Origin of the sequence: Bradyrhizobium sp. Rc3b (assembly GCF_900114915.1) — a bacterium.
Classification (GTDB): domain Bacteria; phylum Pseudomonadota; class Alphaproteobacteria; order Rhizobiales; family Xanthobacteraceae; genus Bradyrhizobium.
On sequence record NZ_FOUS01000006.1, the window covers coordinates 278,465 to 293,879 of the forward strand.

Annotated in this window: 12 protein-coding genes; 3 read left to right on the forward strand and 9 right to left on the reverse strand. The window is 62.9% G+C overall.

Annotated features, from left to right (window positions below):
* Nucleotides 1-87 precede the first annotated feature (87 nt).
* Together BM190_RS16235 and BM190_RS16240 are read right to left on the reverse strand one after the other, a co-directional pair.
* Nucleotides 88-1,671: an MDR family MFS transporter gene (locus BM190_RS16235; protein ID WP_092256511.1), complete on the reverse strand. Its 1,584-nt coding sequence runs from the start codon at nucleotides 1,669-1,671 to the stop codon at nucleotides 88-90.
* 163 nt (nucleotides 1,672-1,834) lie between these two features.
* Nucleotides 1,835-2,350, reverse strand: coding sequence for a YcgN family cysteine cluster protein (locus tag BM190_RS16240; RefSeq protein ID WP_018315810.1), 516 nt, complete (start codon nucleotides 2,348-2,350; stop codon nucleotides 1,835-1,837).
* Between the two features lie 294 nt (nucleotides 2,351-2,644).
* On the opposite strand from BM190_RS16240, the gene BM190_RS16245 reads away from it, so the two are divergent.
* Genes BM190_RS16245 through BM190_RS16255 form a run of 3 tightly spaced genes read left to right on the forward strand, consistent with a single transcriptional unit; the run spans nucleotide 2,645 to nucleotide 6,102 of the window.
* The gene (locus BM190_RS16245) at nucleotides 2,645-4,933 is read left to right on the forward strand and encodes a transglycosylase domain-containing protein (protein WP_092256514.1); all 2,289 of its coding nucleotides are present in this window, start codon (nucleotides 2,645-2,647) and stop codon (nucleotides 4,931-4,933) included.
* A gap of 9 nt (nucleotides 4,934-4,942) precedes the next feature.
* Nucleotides 4,943-5,521: a DUF1214 domain-containing protein gene (locus BM190_RS16250; protein WP_018315808.1), complete on the forward strand. Its 579-nt coding sequence runs from the start codon at nucleotides 4,943-4,945 to the stop codon at nucleotides 5,519-5,521.
* A complete protein-coding gene (locus tag BM190_RS16255; protein ID WP_092256516.1) occupies nucleotides 5,518-6,102 on the forward strand; it encodes a DUF1254 domain-containing protein in 585 nt (194 codons plus the stop codon). Before BM190_RS16250 ends, BM190_RS16255 begins: the two co-directional genes overlap by 4 nt.
* Nucleotides 6,103-6,318: 216 nt before the next feature.
* On the opposite strand, the gene BM190_RS16260 is transcribed toward BM190_RS16255, so the two are convergent.
* The 7 genes from BM190_RS16260 to BM190_RS16290 form a co-directional block, all read right to left on the reverse strand.
* Complete coding sequence (locus tag BM190_RS16260) at nucleotides 6,319-7,299, reverse strand: ABC transporter substrate-binding protein (protein ID WP_092256520.1); 981 nt, start codon at nucleotides 7,297-7,299, stop codon at nucleotides 6,319-6,321.
* Nucleotides 7,300-7,544: 245 nt separating this feature from the next.
* A complete protein-coding gene (locus tag BM190_RS16265) occupies nucleotides 7,545-8,501 on the reverse strand; it encodes an ABC transporter substrate-binding protein (protein WP_161499992.1) in 957 nt (318 codons plus the stop codon).
* Nucleotides 8,502-8,752: 251 nt separating this feature from the next.
* Nucleotides 8,753-9,712 carry an alpha/beta fold hydrolase gene (locus tag BM190_RS16270; protein ID WP_177237104.1) on the reverse strand — a complete coding sequence of 320 codons (960 nt, stop codon included), beginning with the start codon at nucleotides 9,710-9,712 and terminating at the stop codon, nucleotides 8,753-8,755.
* A gap of 159 nt (nucleotides 9,713-9,871) precedes the next feature.
* The gene (locus BM190_RS16275; protein ID WP_092256526.1) at nucleotides 9,872-10,384 is read right to left on the reverse strand and encodes a phasin family protein; all 513 of its coding nucleotides are present in this window, start codon (nucleotides 10,382-10,384) and stop codon (nucleotides 9,872-9,874) included.
* 659 nt (nucleotides 10,385-11,043) lie between these two features.
* Nucleotides 11,044-12,549, reverse strand: a complete 1,506-nt coding sequence (locus tag BM190_RS16280) for a CHASE3 domain-containing protein (protein WP_177237105.1) — start codon at nucleotides 12,547-12,549, stop codon at nucleotides 11,044-11,046.
* 484 nt (nucleotides 12,550-13,033) lie between these two features.
* Nucleotides 13,034-14,488: an MFS transporter gene (locus BM190_RS16285; RefSeq protein ID WP_177237106.1), complete on the reverse strand. Its 1,455-nt coding sequence runs from the start codon at nucleotides 14,486-14,488 to the stop codon at nucleotides 13,034-13,036.
* Between the two features lie 18 nt (nucleotides 14,489-14,506).
* Nucleotides 14,507-15,415 (reverse strand): bifunctional 5,10-methylenetetrahydrofolate dehydrogenase/5,10-methenyltetrahydrofolate cyclohydrolase, encoded by a 909-nt coding sequence (locus tag BM190_RS16290; RefSeq protein WP_092256533.1) that lies wholly within the window; start codon nucleotides 15,413-15,415, stop codon nucleotides 14,507-14,509.

Sequence of the window (15,415 nt, forward strand, 5' to 3'; positions counted from 1 at the left end):
GCGCAGCGGTTTTCCGAAGAGATCATGCTTAAACAACAACCTAAAGCGCGATGACGATTCATCCTCATCGCATCGCGCTTTAGGCGCCTACTCCGCCATCTCCACCGGCTGCGCCGTGGCGGGACCGGCCAGCGGCCGCTCCTCCATCGCGATCAGGCACAGCGCGGCGATGGTCATCAACGCCGTGGCGGCGCCGAACACGTAGCGGAAGGCGTGGCGCATGTCGTCAGCGGGGATAGCGACGGCGCCTGCGGCGTGGTGCTCGCCGGCGAGCGGCACGTCGATGCCGAGCGCGATCAGCAGGATCGCGGCGAACGCGGCGACCGTGAACGAGGACATCAGCGAGCGGAAGAAGTTCATCGCGCCGGTGATGGTGCCGACCTGCGGGCGCGCCACCGAGTTCTGCAGCGAGACGACGCACACCGGGAAGGTGGTGCCGAGCCCGAGCGCGAATGCCGCCATCAGTGTCAGCAAGCCCCACAGCGGCAGGGTGGTGAGCGTGAGGCCGAGGCCGCACAGCGCGGCCCAGGAGGTGCCGATGATCGCGACGCGCTTGTAGTGCTTGGCACGGGCCATGGTGCGGCCGGCGACGGCCGCGCCGACGGTCGAGACCGCCGCGAGCGGGATCAGCGCGAGGCCGGCCTCGCTTGCGCTCAAATGGTAGACCGACTCGTAATACAGCGGCAGCTGCACGGTGAGGCCGGTGATCGCCCCGAGCCCGCAGCCGCCGGCGGTCAGCGCGAACGGCGCCACCGATCCAGTCAGCAGCTTCAATGGCAGGAACGGCTCGTCGGCCCGCCGGGCGTGCCAGACGAAGCTGACCGCGAGCGCGACGGCGCCGCCCACCATCGCCAGCACGGTCGGCGACAGCCAGGGGTAGCGCGAACCGCCCCAGGTCAGCACCAGCATGAAGACGACGGCGGAGGCCATCAACAGCACGCCGCCAAGCCAGTCGACCTTGCGCTTGCGGTGGAACACCGGGATCTTCTTCATCTTCGGCAGCAGCATCACGATCGCCGCAGCCGCGAGCGGCAGGTTGATCCAGAAGATCATCGACCAGTGCAGATGCTCGGCGAACACGCCGCCGATGACCGGGCCCAAAATGCCGCCAACCATCCAGACGCTGGAGAAATAGGCCTGGTACTGGCCGCGCTCGCGCGGGGAGACGACGTCCGAGATCACGGTCTGCACGACCGGCATGATGCCGCCGCCGCCGAGCCCCTGAAGGCCGCGCGCCAGGATCAGCATCGGCATGTTCGGTGCGATCGCGCACAGCACCGAGCCCGCCACGAACAGGCTGAGCGAGATGATGATCATGACGCGGCGGCCGTAGATGTCGCTGAGCGTGCCGAACACCGGCGCCACCGCCGTTGAAGCGAGCAGATACGCGGTGATGACCCAGGAGAGATTGGAGACGTCCTGGAACTGGCGCCCGATGGTCGGCAGCGCGGTCGCCACGATGGTCTGGTCGAGCGCCGCCAGGAACATCGTCAGCATCAAGCTGATGACGATGGTGCGGACCTCGTCCTGCGACAGCGGCACCGGCGGCGCGATGGAGGGCGCGTCATCGACGCTGATGACTTCGCTCGGAAGCCGGGACAGCTCCTCGGCGATATCGTCAGGCAAAGTCTGGATGTCGGCAGAACTGCTCTGCCGGTCGAACTTGTTCATCTCGCTCGGACGTCGTGGGGCGGCGCAACGCCGCAAAGGATTCGTTCTATGCAGCCCAATGTAGACAGCAAAGTTTGTCCCAGGCAGACGCCGCGGCGCATGGGTGCATCCCGCCCCCGGGCCATCCCGAAGACGTGATCACCGCGCAAGACCTGACGACGGTTCAGTCCTTCGGACGTCGCTTCAGGCGGGCCCGTTTCGGCAGCAGGGCCGGCCATTGCACGATGTGGTCCTCGAGCTCCTCGTCCGGGATCTCGTCCTCGCTGCCTTCGACCCGGCCGCGCACGGAGACGCCGGCGTCATGCACGGTGTTGGGATCACCGGAGACCAGCGGATGCCACCAATAGAGATCGCGCCCCTCGGCGACGAGCTTGTAGCCGCAGCTCGGCGGCAGCCAGTTCAGGGTGCGGACATTGGCCGGGGTTAGGCGGACGCAGTCAGGAACCTTGTCGGAGCGATTCGGATAGTCCTTGCAGGCACAGCTCATCCCATCGAGCAGCTTGCAGCCGATATGGGTGAAATAGATCTGCCCGGTGTCCTCGTCCTCGAGCTTGTTCAGGCAGCAGCGCCCGCAGCCGTCGCACAGGCTTTCCCATTCGCCCGCCGACATCTCTTCCAACGTCTTGGTTTTCCAGAAGAATCCTTCCTGGCCTGAAGGTCGTTTGGGAACTGCGGTCATGCGCCTCAACAAAGGTTCGAAAGAGCTACGGCTTAAGCCATCTAGGGCGTGCGGCCGGGGTGGTGCAAGCAAGGCGCCTTTGAGGCCCGTAATGACCCGGGGTCAATTAGGCCTGTTGTTCAAAATCGCGAGCCTGACCATTGGTTTATGGGCCCCGCTCGGCTAGAAGGAACAGCAAGTCCCTCGGATGCTGGCCGGGCGCCTTGGGTTTGCCGCAACATTCCCTCAAGACGTCTCGATGCCGCCCCCGGCCGGGTGCTTGAACGCTTTCGAACCAAGCCTCAAGGGTTCTAGGTGCGCCAGATCATACCACCGCATTGGAAGCAGAAGGTCCGGAATTTCTTCCTGGACCTTGATGCGCGCATCGACTCCTCGCTGTTCTCCTCGGCCAAGGGCATCCGCGAGCTCTACGAGCGCTACTCGACCTTCATGGACCGCTTCTATGTCGGACGCTGGAAGCGCTGGGTGTTCATCGAGCCGCTGTCGGAGGCAGCAACCCTCGGCCTCGGCGGCCTGGTGGTGATGCTCACCCTCGCCATCCCCGCCTTCCGCGAGACCGCGGACGAGGACTGGCTGAAGAAATCCGATCTCGCCGTGAGCTTCCTCGACCGCTACGGCAACCCGATCGGCAGCCGCGGCATCAAGCACAACGACTCGATCCCGCTGGAAGACTTTCCGGACGTGCTGATCAAAGCGACGCTGGCGACCGAGGACCGCCGCTTCTACGAGCATTTCGGCATCGATATCGCCGGCACCGCGCGCGCACTCGTCACCAACGCGCAAGCCGGCGGCGTCCGCCAGGGCGGCTCGTCGATTACCCAGCAGCTCGCCAAGAACCTGTTCCTCAGCAACGAGCGCACCATCGAGCGCAAGGTCAACGAGGCCTTCCTCGCGGTCTGGCTGGAATGGCGCCTGACCAAAAACGAGATCCTCAAGCTCTATCTCGATCGCGCCTATATGGGCGGCGGCACCTTCGGCGTCGACGGCGCGGCGCATTTCTACTTCAACAAATCCGCGCGCGACGTGACGCTGGCCGAAGCCGCGATGCTCGCCGGCCTGTTCAAGGCCCCGACGAAATACGCACCGCACATCAACCTGCCCGCCGCCCGCGCCCGCGCCAACGTCGTGCTCGACAACCTCGTCGATGCCGGCTTCATGACCGAGGGCCAGGTGTTCGGCGCCCGCCGCAATCCGGCCTTCGCGGTCGATCGCCGCGACGAGGCCTCGCCGAACTACTATCTCGACTACGCCTTCGACGAGATGCGCAAGCTGGTCGAGACCTTCCCGAAGTCGTACACCGAGCGCGTCTTCGTGGTGCGCCTCGCCATCGACACCAACGTGCAGAAGGCCGCCGAAGACGCGGTCGAGAACCAGCTGCGCCAGTTCGGCCGCGATTATCACGCGACGCAAGCGGCGACCGTGGTGTCCGATCTCGACGGCGGCATTCGTGCCATGGTCGGTGGCCGCGACTACGGCGCCAGCCAGTTCAACCGCGCCACCGACGCCTATCGCCAACCGGGCTCCTCGTTCAAGCCCTACGTCTACACCACCGCGCTGCTGAACGGGTTCACGCCGAACTCGATCGTGGTCGACGGCCCGGTCTGCATCGGCAATTGGTGCCCTCAGAACTATGGCCATTCGTATTCCGGCTCGGTGACGCTGACGCAGGCGATCACGCGCTCGATCAACGTGGTGCCGGTGAAGCTGTCGATCGCGATCGGCCAGAAGGAGCAGCCGAAGGCGCCGAACCCGGCCAAGATCGGCCGCGCCAAGATCGTCGAGGTCGCGCGCCGCTTCGGCCTCAAGGCGCCGCTGCCCGACACGCCGTCGCTGCCGATCGGCTCGGACGAAGTCACCGTGCTCGAGCACGCGGTCGCCTACGCGACCTTCCCCAACCGCGGCAAGGCGGTGACGCCGCATTCGGTGCTCGAAGTGCGCACCGGCGCCGGCGACCTCGTCTGGCGCTGGGACCGCGACGGCCCGAAGCCGCGGCAGGCGATCCCCGCCTCCGTTGCCGCCGACATGGCCGGCATGATGAGCCACGTCGTCAGCGAAGGCACCGCGCGCCGCGCCGCGCTCGACGGCATTCCGACCGCGGGCAAGACCGGCACGACCAATGCGTATCGCGACGCCTGGTTCGTCGGCTACACTGGTAATTTCACCTGCGCGGTCTGGTACGGCAACGACGACTACTCGCCGACCAACCGCATGACCGGCGGCTCGCTGCCGGCGCAGACCTGGCACGACATCATGCTCGCGGCGCATCAGGGCGTCGAGGTCCGGGAAATCCCCGGCATCGGCATGGGCCAGAAGCTGCCGCCGCAGCACGTGAGCAACGCGCAGGCCAATGCGGCGCCGAAGGTGCTGGAGACCAAGCCGGGTCCTCCGCCGGTGCTGACCAAGCGCGGCGCCGACATTTTGGTGCGGGTCGAGAAGCTGCTGGATGACGCCGCCAAGACGGCAAAGAAATCGGCGGATGCCGACACCAAGGCGGCCAGGCCGCCCTCGGCGACGAGCGCGCTCGCCTTCCCGCAGAACTATGCGGAAGAGAATGCCAACGCCTCCGCCCCGCGCAAGAACTGATCGAAACAAGTGCGGCTGATCCTGATCACATTGACGGCCCTTCTGCTCGCGACGGTGGTGGGCCTCGGCGCAACCTGGATGACGACGACGCGCGGCACCGAGATCGGCGCGCTGACCATCGGCGCCTGGACCGCGCGGCCGCGCACCGGCACCGCCGACGTCGATCCCTATTCGCGTGCCACCATCGTGCGCAACGGCGAGCTGCCGATCGGCACCGGCGACGGCGTCGCCTTCACCGCGACCACCGACGACAAGAAGAAGGCGCTCGACGGCCGCTGCGACGTAATCGTCTCCGGCGTGACGCCGCCGGCGCGGTTCTGGACGCTGACGCTGTACGACCGCAAAGGCCACCTCGTCGCCAACTCGCTGGCCCGCTACGGCTTCACCAGCCAGGAGATCGTGCGCCAGTCCGACGGCTCGTTCGAGATCCGCATCGCTTCGCGCTCGCGCGCCGGCAACTGGCTGCCGACCGGCGGCATCGAGCGCTACGCGCTGATGCTGCGCCTCTACGACACCCCGGTCGGCGTTGCGACGCGCACCCAGCGCGATGCGCCGATGCCGACGATTTCGACGGTGGGCTGCTCATGATCCGCCTCTTGTTCACCGTCGTTGCCGGCGTGGTGCTGGGCCTCGTGGTCCACCTCGTCAGCGTGCTGGCGCTGCCGCGGATCGCGACGCAGGATGCCTATTCGCGGCTGACGCCGATGACGAAGCTCAACGGCGTCAGCCAGCTTCCCCTCGCCGATCCCAACACTTCACCGATGCCGTTCATGGACCCGGCCTTCGCGCTGGCGATCTGCCGCTACGACCTCACAAGCGGGCCGATCAAGCTGACGGTGCCGGTGAGCCAGGCCTACACCTCGGTGTCGTTCTACACCCGCAACGAGATCGCCTATTACGCCATCAACGACCGCTCGGCCGGCCGCAAGGTGATCGAGCTCGACCTGATGACGGAAGCGCAGCACAACGAGCTGCCCGAGGACGAAGAGGTCACTGCGGCCGACCGCCTGATCATCGACTCCCCCAGCACAACCGGCCTGATCGTGATGAAAGCGCTCGCCCCCGAGCCCGGCCTGATGCCGCAAGCGCAGGCGACGCTTGCAGCCGCGAGCTGCGGCCCGCAGACCGAACAGCCCGCCAAGGCCGAGGCCCCGCGCGGCCGGCGCTGAGCGCGGCTGGTTAGGTGGCCCTCAAAACAAAAAGCTGAAAAACAACCCCATGCACAGTAGCGGGGACGTTGAGATCATTGGGCTTGTGCGTGGGCTCCTAAGCGCGCCCGGCGCCCAAATGTCGGCTCAGCGTCCAACAGCGGCGCGAAAGTGGCCGCGACTGAACTTCGCTTTTGGGGCCAACAAGAAACTCGTGCATCGCAGCAAATAGGATCTCTATTCGATCACCTCATCAGCGCGAAGCAGTAATGAGGTCGGCACGCTGAGGCCGAGTGCTCTGGCAGTCTTCATGTTGATCACGAACTCGAATTTAGTCGGCTGCTCTACCGGCAGATCGGACGGTTTGGCGCCTTTAAGTATCCTATCGACGTAGCCGCCTGCACGGCGGAACAGATCGGCGATATCGGGCCCGTAGACGATCAATCCCCCATTGGCGAATTGTCGGGAGAAATGAACAGCAGGCAGATGATGTTTCGCCGCGAGCGCGACGACTCGGGGGGCCTCGACAACGGTCAGAGTATCACCAAAAACAATGATAGCATCAGCGCGCTGGGCGGCAGCCGAGGCAAAGGCCACATCAAGCTCCTCGGCCGTGATCGCCTGAACTATCGGCAGAGCCACACCCAGGTTGCGGGCCGTACTGGGTACCTCGTCGGCTAACAACAGCCTATGCATCGGGTTGCCTGGATTGGCCAGGATTGCAAACCGCGAGGCACCAGGCACCAGTTCCCGCAGGATTTCTATTCGTTTTGCGACAAAATCCCCCGGCACGTAAGTCGCAAGTCCCGTTATGTTGCCGCCGGGACGCGCTAGGCTTTGCACGAGGCCAAGTCCCACAGGGTCAGCCACAGCTACGAATACGATGGGAATGGTAGCAGTTGCCGATTTCAGGGCCTTGGTTGCCTGCGGTGCCGCGACGATGAGCACATCGGGACTGAGGGCAATCAGATCGGCAACTGAAGCGGGCAGTCGATCCGGAGGTTGGGAAAAACGATAATCGATAATCAGATTTCTTCCGTCTATCCAACCGTGGTTTCGCAGCCCATCAAACAACGCCAGTTCGGTTTGATTGAGCGTCCGCGCGCTTCCGTCACCTACAGCGAGAAAGCCAAGTCGATAGCGTCTGCTCTGCGCCCGCAAACCCCGTGACGAAACGAGTAACGCCGCAGCGGCCGCTATGAACTCCCGCCGCTTCATTCGACCCTCATCACAACTTGAGGACGACGCGGTGCAGTATATCAGTTCTCGACAGAGGTGGCACTTGGTGAGTGCAATATTGCATCGCAAAGCGGCGCGAAGATATGCCCGCAATGGGTCAAAGGCTGCCTTCGGCAGCCAGAAGACCTTGGTCGGGTCACCTCTATGAAGCGGACATCGACGCAGCTCTGGGCTGAGATCAGCAACGGCCACAAGCTGACTCGTGCACCGCAGCAACAACTCCCCTAATCGATCACCTCGTCGGCGCGGGCGAGCAGCATCGGCGGGACAGTGATGCCCAGCGCCTTCGCGGCCTTGAGATTGATGACCAATTCGAATTTGGTCGGCTGCATAACCGGCAAGTCAGCGGCCTTGGCGCCCTGAAGAATTTTGCCGGTATAAAGTCCAATCTGCCGGTACGCGTCGGCCAGGCTGATCCCGTAGCTCATCAGGCCGCCGGCCACCACAAACTCCCGGAACTCGTAGATTGCGGGAACGGCGTAGCGGGCTGCCATTGTGACGATCTGCTGGCGGTGAGCGTTGAAGAACGGATCGGCCGCGACGAGGAGAGCGTCGGTATGGTGCTCGGCCAGGATCGCGAAGGCCCTGTCGAGCTCCGGCTCGTTGTGTGCCCTTAGAACGTGAATCTCCCGCGCGAGGGTTTGCGCAGCCGTCTTTGCTTCCGTCAACTGGCTGTCGGCGCCGGGAGTGCCCGGATTGACCAGCATGGCGATGGTCGCGGCGTTTGGCACCAGTTCGTGCAGCAGGCCCAGCCGCTTGGCTTCCAAAGAGTTGGTCATCACATAAACGCCGGTGGCGTTTCCGCCGGGTCGGTTTAGGCTGACAACGAGGCCCAGCTCGACAGGATCAGTGGCTGAGGAAAACACGGTCGGAATTGTGGTGGTCGCAGCCTTCGCGGCTAGCGCCGAGGCGCCACCGCCGGTCGCAACAACCACCGCAACCTGGCGCCGGACCAGATCGGCAGCCAACGCGGGCAAACGATCATTGTGATTCTCGGCCCAGCGATATTCGATCACGAGGTTGTGGCCTTCGATAAAGCCGGCTTCCTTCAGGCCCTCGCGGAACGCGGCTACGGGGCGGGCGATCGCACCAGGCGACAAGTTGTTGAGGAATCCAATGACCGGTGTGGCCGGCTGTTGCGCGCGTGTCGAGAGCGGCGCGACGAGGATGGCCGCTCCCATTAAAGCTATAAAACACCGGCGCCCACTCATGATCGCTCTGATGGTGCATTTCCAATTTCGGCAGCGCGCGCGCTTGCCATCATAGCCGTTGAAATGGTGGATTGAAACGTTGGTGATGTCTGGTGTGGGTCACCAGTTCGAAGTGGGCATGGCCCCGCGTCCGGTCTGCCGCGGATAGCCGACACCACAATGGCCTCAGCCTTGTGCGGTTGAGGGCCACTTCCGGGACGCCCGCATTGCAACAGGATACGCTATGCGGTCCTCAGCGGCGCGGTGAGCGCCAGCGTCGCCACGGCATCCGCTATTCCCGGCGAATCTGCATAGGTAACCATGTGACCGGCATCCTCCACCAAGTGTAGCATGGAGCGGGGCAACGCCTCGTGCAGGCGGCGCGACTGGTCGGCCTCGATGAGCCGGTCACTCTTCCCATGCACGATCGTGACGGGACACCGGATACCCTGATACTGAAGCTGCAATTGCGCAGCAGCGGGAATAAGGAACGCGCTCTCCTCGGCTGCCGCCCTCAACTGCTTGGGCCGGAGAGCCAACGAGATCGGAAATTCATTCTTGAATTCCGGCGGAATGGCACGCGGCGCGAACAGCGTGCGCATCAGCTTCGGCGCGATAGCCCACGATATGATCGGCGAGATCGTGTAGCGCATAAGATCGCCCAGCAGCGGCAGTGCCGGACCTGACATGAGCCAAAAGTCCATCCGAGAGGTTGGAAAATAGTAGCCGGACACAAGCACCAGCCCGCTCACGGCATAACCGCTTCGCAGCGCCAGCGCGATTGCCACCAGCGTTCCCCAGGAGTGGCCGAGCACCACGGGATTGCGCACGCCGAGCTGATCAAGGGCCTTCGCGAACAAGGAAGCTTGCGTTGTGGGCGTCCAGATGCGCGTGCGCGGACGGTCGGTGTAGCCAAACCCTGGCCGGTCGAAGCAAACAACGCGATAGTTGCGGGCCAGGCGGTCGACCAACCCGCTGAGGACGAGATCCTGAACCATGGTGCCATTTCCGTGGAGCAGGACCACGCAAGGCGCTGCGGCATCGCCCCGTTCGATATAGTGAAGGCGCACTCCGTCGCACACGGTGAAGACGCCGATAGGCGGATTCCTTCGCTCCGCTGTCACCTGAAACGTGATGTTGCACAGGATCAGAACCACAAGTCCTGCCAAAACGATCAGCAGAACGGCTTCAGTTGTCGACATGGTGTCAACCTCCATTCCCGATCGCGGGTCCCTCGGATTGGCGGCATCGCGCCCTCTAAGGGCTGCTGATTCCGCTCCCTTCTAGCCAAAAGAACCGTGATCGCCCCGTGCGTGATCCGCGTTGCGTCCATCCTTTGCCGCAGCGGGCACGGCTTGCAGTTATCGTCCCGGCAGAGCCGTGAGCTCTCGGAGCGGCTCGATGCGCCAGAACGGATATGCCGCCAGTTCTTTCGAATGCTGCCCGAACATGTCGACCCGTCTGGTTGTAAACTCCATAATGACGGGGAAAAATTCAGTTGGTGACCTGATCGTCGCAAGTCTCAGGCCGAAATCGAAAGCAAATTGCACGTTGGCCTGAGCTATCTCAAGAAGCTTTGCTTGGTACGCCTGCATGTTTGCCGTGGCTAAGGCAAAGCCTTTCATTGGATCGCTATTAATCATTCTCCGACTGAGGTCATCTGGCAGGGCATCCACCCGAGACTCAATGACAGGAACCTCGGGTCTAGGATCGTTATGAAGCTTAAGAGGTGGTTCAATCGAGGTTGCCGCAACAGAGCGAGGTCCATTCTCTTTCGAGCTTTTAACAATGGCCTGCTTGTTCCGTTGGGCCCGCGCGGCCGTTTTCGGATTGGGGGCGCGCTTTGACGCTGGTGGCGGTTTGCGTTTGCTCATCTGACGCTCCAAAGAATATGGGGGGGGCGACCACACAGTCATTTCTGAACGGACAACAGGCTTTGTGATGTGGCGTTCCAAACCCGCGAATTGTTGGAGTTCCGCATGAACTGAGACACGCAGGTTCTGCGACGTGGGCGTTGATTTCAGGTAGCAACTCCAACCAACAAACGTCTAGCTGGCGATCTTCCAGACTATGCTCAATGGGCGTCGGCCTGAGAACAATTAGCTCTCCGCTCGTTGTGCTTTGCGGCGACTACGCAAACATTCATGCCTTGATCGCGAGGCCTCCTCGTATCGAACCTTCGGAGAGCAGCATCGGTTGCGGCCATTGATGGGCCGCATCGCTGCAGCAATTTGAATGTTCTCGTCACTAGCAGTTCGTGGTGGAGGCTTTGCGAGATCGTCCGGAGGACGTTGTTGGTTCCGGTAGCTTCGGATCGGGCGGAGGCGTCGCCCTGACCAATCGAGCATGGGCGCTCAAAGGTTCTCGATCTCTCGAAAAATCTGCTGCCCCTTTCGAGTTGAAAGCCTGAAAGGTGACTTCATCCCGCAGGCACATGGCGCGCCGCGCTGGCGGATAGAGGCGGCAAGCTGATCCGGAAGCTCGGCGACGTGCTCGAGGACAACCTGAGCGCCCTTGCAATAGGCCAAGTGGCCTAGTCATGAAGGGGAGCGAGGGTAAACTGGAAGACGGCGCCCCGCGGTGTATTCAGGGTGACCCACAATCGTCCGCCATGAGCCGCAATGATCGACCGACAGATGGCAAGCCCCATGCCTAGGCCGTTGGACTTGGTCGTGTAAAACGCGTCGAAAACACGTTCCGCATTCGTCGGCTCGAGCCCCGGGCCTGAATCCCGTACAGCGACGAGCACGCCGCCTGCAACATCCCTTTCGGTACTGATCTGCAACTCCCGCTTGCCATCCTCAAGGCTGTTCATGGCTTCCACGGCGTTGAGGATCAGATTAAGGAGCACTTGCTGCAGCTGAATGCGCTCACCTTCGATTTGCGGCAGGTCCTCAGCGAGTTGTATCTGTACCGAGATTCCATGCCTCACCGCCTCGCTCCGGACCATGGCGATGACGTCCAGAACGGCTGCGTTGACGTCGAGCCGACTTTTGGGCAACGGCGCTTTCCTGACCATAGCGCGGATCCGGTGGACGATGTCGCCGGCTCGTTGGCAATCTGTGACAATGTGATGGAGGGACTCGCGGCCCTTGTCCAGGTTTGGTGGGTCCGCGGCGAGCCAGTTCAAGGCGGCGTCGGCGTTAGTAAGCGCAGCCGAGATCGGCTGATTGATCTCATGGGCAATCGAGGCCGTCAGCTGCCCCATTGTGGCTACGCGACTGACATGAGCGAGCTCGACCTGTGTCTTCTGGCGTTCGATAATGCCTTTCTTGAAAACATTGACCGCGGCCGCCATTGCGCCGATTTCGTCACGCCGATCAATTCCAGGCACGTCGATGCTCGTGTCTCCCTTGGCAAGTGCCGCCATAGCCCCGGTCATGCCTGTGATCGGCCGCGCGATCGCGCGTGTGAGTAGTATGCCCATCAACACTGCGATCATGAGCGAGGCTGCGGCGCCCATCACGGTTGCCGTATATGCAGTAGCGTATGCCAACTTCTGTACGGCGTCACGCCTTGCCAACAGATCGCGCTCAACCTGCTCGATTTCCCTCGCCTTGGCGCGGATTGCGTCCATGGCAGCTTTTCCGGTCGCCCCCTCCAACGTGCGCGCCTGCTCCCGAGTCGTGGGATGCGCCATCAGCGCGATCTCCCGCTCAGCGGTCTCGACGCGCCAAGTCATCGCCAGCTTGTTCAATTCATCTAGACGACCTTGCTGGTCTGGGTTATCCGAAGTCTGTTCTTTTAATTTTCGGATTGCCGCGCTGAAGTCGGCGCCGCCTCTGCGGTACGGGTCCAAGAACTTCTCGTCGCCGCTGATCAAATAGCCGCGTAAACTAGTTTGTTGATCCAGCGCTGCGGCTACTGCCGCCTCTAACGTGTCCAACACGTCAGTGGTATGGACCCGCCGGTTTTTGGCCTCTTCGATCAGGCTAAGTCTGTCGTAGACTATTGCGCCGCTCACGAATATGACCGCTACCACGGCGGCAAATGCCGCCATCAATTTGTGCAAAATCAGTAAACTCGAAAACTGGGGCACCTGACCCTCAAGGCCGAAGTCCGCGACCGACCAGACAGCTAGCTCAAGATTGCTCCCAAGCGATGGCATTCGCAAGAATTGGTATGGGACGGGGACGGGGCAAAGCGGCGCAGCCTCCGGAGTGGAGCGCAGTCAGTGTGTCTCGTCGGCTGTCGCCCAGGCGCCGAAGAAAGCCGTCGCTTCTCCTGCCTTGCAGAAGGAATTCGATGGCTTCATCGAGAAGTTTCGTGCGGCGCTGCCTAGCCGGCCAGCATGAGCTTGGTCGGGTCACCTGTCGGAAGCAGGCGTCTTCGTTGCTCTGGGGGGTAACGGCAGCCACGGGCCAATTCCGGGCTCGGCATCGCGGCAAATCCTCTATTCGATTACTTCGTCAACGCGGGTCAAGGCCGAGGCTCCGCGCGGCCGGCGCTGAGCGGGGCTGTTTAGGCGTTCGCAAAACAAAAGCGCGAAAACAACCCCATGCACAGTAGCAGGGGCATCTCCCTCAGATGCCGGAACTCGCCGTTTCGGCTCTCATCGCCGCCTGATGCATATCGATGACGGCCACCGCGATGAACGTAATCGCGACGCAGAAGGCGATGACGGCGAAGAACACGGTCGCACCGTAGTTGAGTGCGAATGTGCCGACATAAGCGCTGACAATGGCCCCCGCCCGGCCGAAGCCGGCTGCCGCACCGACACCGGTCGACCGGACGTTGGTCGGATAGATGTGGGCCGCCAGCGCATAGAGAGAGCCCTGCGCGCCGAGCAGACAGAAGCCTTCGATGCACAAGAGAGCCATGAGCAACGGCTGGGTTTCGGTCGATAGCGGTATCGATGCCAGGATCATCGCGCCGATGGTTGCCGCGCCGGCAACAGTCAGGATCGCAACGCGCGTTCCATACCTGCCGATCGCCCAACCGGTGACGATGCAGCCACCGACGCCCCCGAAGTTGAACAGTGCCAGACCGAAGCTCGCCGTCTGCACGTCAAAACCCTTGCCGGTCAAGAGAGTGGGAGCCCACGCGTAGAGGACGTAGACCGGCAACAAACAGAAGAAGAACGCGATCCAGAGCGCCGTCGTCGTACGACGAAATTCGGCGGTGAATAATGCGGTGAGCGAAGCACGTTCGACACCGACGTCGCGCCGGTCGATGAAAGCTTTGGAAGCGGCAGCGGTCTCGTCCAGGATCCGAACGGATTTCGCCACCCTTTCCATGTCGGCGCCACGCGCCAATAGATATTGCGGCGATTCCGGCAGTGCAAACATCAGGATCGCGGCGACGATCACCGGCAACACGCCGCTGACCACGAAGAGCATGCGCCAACCATATTCGGGCTGCAGCTGAGCGGCGATCAGGCCGCCAATCATGCCTCCGATGGGGATGCAGACAATGCCCAGCATCACGGAAAGACTGCGATTTCGCCTAGGCGTGAATTCCGCGATCAACGCGGTCGCCGCCGGAAGGGCACCGCCAAGTCCAAGGCCCGCCAGGAAACGATACAGGCCGACCTCGCCGACACCATGAGCGACCGCAATCGCGAAGGTCGCCGCACCAAACAGGAAGACGGATGCGATGAGGGCAACCTTGCGTCCGAGCCAGTCGCCGACGACGCCCCCGATCGGCGTGCCGATCGTCATGCCCACGAAGCCCAACGCGAGGGCCGGAGCGAAATCGCCGCGCGTGACGCTCCACTCCTTGATCATCGATGGTATGGCGAAGCCGAGAATTTGATTGTCCAGACCGTCGAGGACGATGGCGAGAGCGCAGAGGAGCAGCACCTGCTTTCGCGGGGCGTTCCACGTCCCCTCCTCTGCGAGCGAACCGATGTCGATAACCCGCTGCTGCGGTGTGTCCAGGACCTGTGTCGTCACGTTCGTTCTCCCCCTTTTGTAAACGCTTTCGAATATCTCTGCTCGGGCGGCCGCAACTCGGCCCGCCCGATTCTCGCCAGGCACGTTCGTCCGCGGTTGCAGTCAGGCAGCCGTCGTCACGTCCGCCTCATTCGCCTTCGAGCGGGCGGCTTCCATTCGGGCCGCGCCCAGCGTGTTGGCGAGCAGACACGCGATGGTCATCGGCCCGACGCCACCCGGAACGGGCGTGATCGCGCCGGCGACCTCAATTGCCTCGTCGAAAGCGACATCGCCGACAAGCTTCTCGGCTCCTGAACCGGACTTGATGCGAGTGATGCCGACGTCGATGACCGTTGCGCCCGGCTTGATGAAATGACCGCGGATCAGGCCCGGGACGCCGGTTGCGACAACGAGGATGTCGGCTTCCCTGCAGCGCCGTTCCAGATCGGTGGTCCGAACGTGCGCGATGGAGACCGTGCACATCTCTTGCAACAGCAACCGCGCCATCGGCCGGCCCACGACGTTCGATGCTCCGACGACCAGTGCTCCGAAGCCGGCGATGTCGTCGTGCACCGATTTGATCAAACGCAGGATGCCGAGAGGCGTGCACGGAACCAGGGCACCTTCCATTCCGGCGGCCGTCCGCCCCACGTTCAACGGATTGAATCCATCGACATCCTTGTCGGGCCGGATAGCCGTCACGACGCGTGCGGCATCGATCTGCGAGGGCAACGGAAACTGAACCAATATCCCGCTCACCGCGGGATCGCGGTTCAACTGCTCGATCAGGTCGAGCAACAGTCGCTCCGGCGTGTCCGCAGCGAGCACGAACCGGCGTGATCGCATGCCAACGGCTTCGGTCTGCCGCACCTTGTTCGAGACATAGACGTGGCTGGCGGGGTCGTCGCCGATCAGCACGACGGCCAACTCCGGGACCGCCGCGCCGCCGGCAACCAGGGCGGCGACGCCTTTGGCCACGTCATTCCGGACCTCGGCAGCGAGCGCCCTTCCATCGATGATGCGCGCGGACAT

Bases quoted from the DNA above. Each gene is read 5' to 3' on its own strand.
- BM190_RS16235 (WP_092256511.1), bottom strand. From the start codon at position 1,671: ATGAACAAGTTCGACCGGCAGAGCAGTTCTGCCGACATCCAGACTTTG.
- BM190_RS16240 (WP_018315810.1), bottom strand. From the start codon at position 2,350: ATGACCGCAGTTCCCAAACGACCTTCAGGCCAGGAAGGATTCTTCTGG.
- BM190_RS16255 (WP_092256516.1), top strand. From the start codon at position 5,518: ATGATCCGCCTCTTGTTCACCGTCGTTGCCGGCGTGGTGCTGGGCCTC.
- BM190_RS16260 (WP_092256520.1), bottom strand. From the start codon at position 7,299: ATGAAGCGGCGGGAGTTCATAGCGGCCGCTGCGGCGTTACTCGTTTCG.
- BM190_RS16265 (WP_161499992.1), bottom strand. From the start codon at position 8,501: ATGGGAGCGGCCATCCTCGTCGCGCCGCTCTCGACACGCGCGCAACAG.
- BM190_RS16270 (WP_177237104.1), bottom strand. From the start codon at position 9,712: ATGTCGACAACTGAAGCCGTTCTGCTGATCGTTTTGGCAGGACTTGTG.
- BM190_RS16275 (WP_092256526.1), bottom strand. From the start codon at position 10,384: ATGAGCAAACGCAAACCGCCACCAGCGTCAAAGCGCGCCCCCAATCCG.
- BM190_RS16290 (WP_092256533.1), bottom strand. From the start codon at position 15,415: ATGTCCGCGCGCATCATCGATGGAAGGGCGCTCGCTGCCGAGGTCCGG.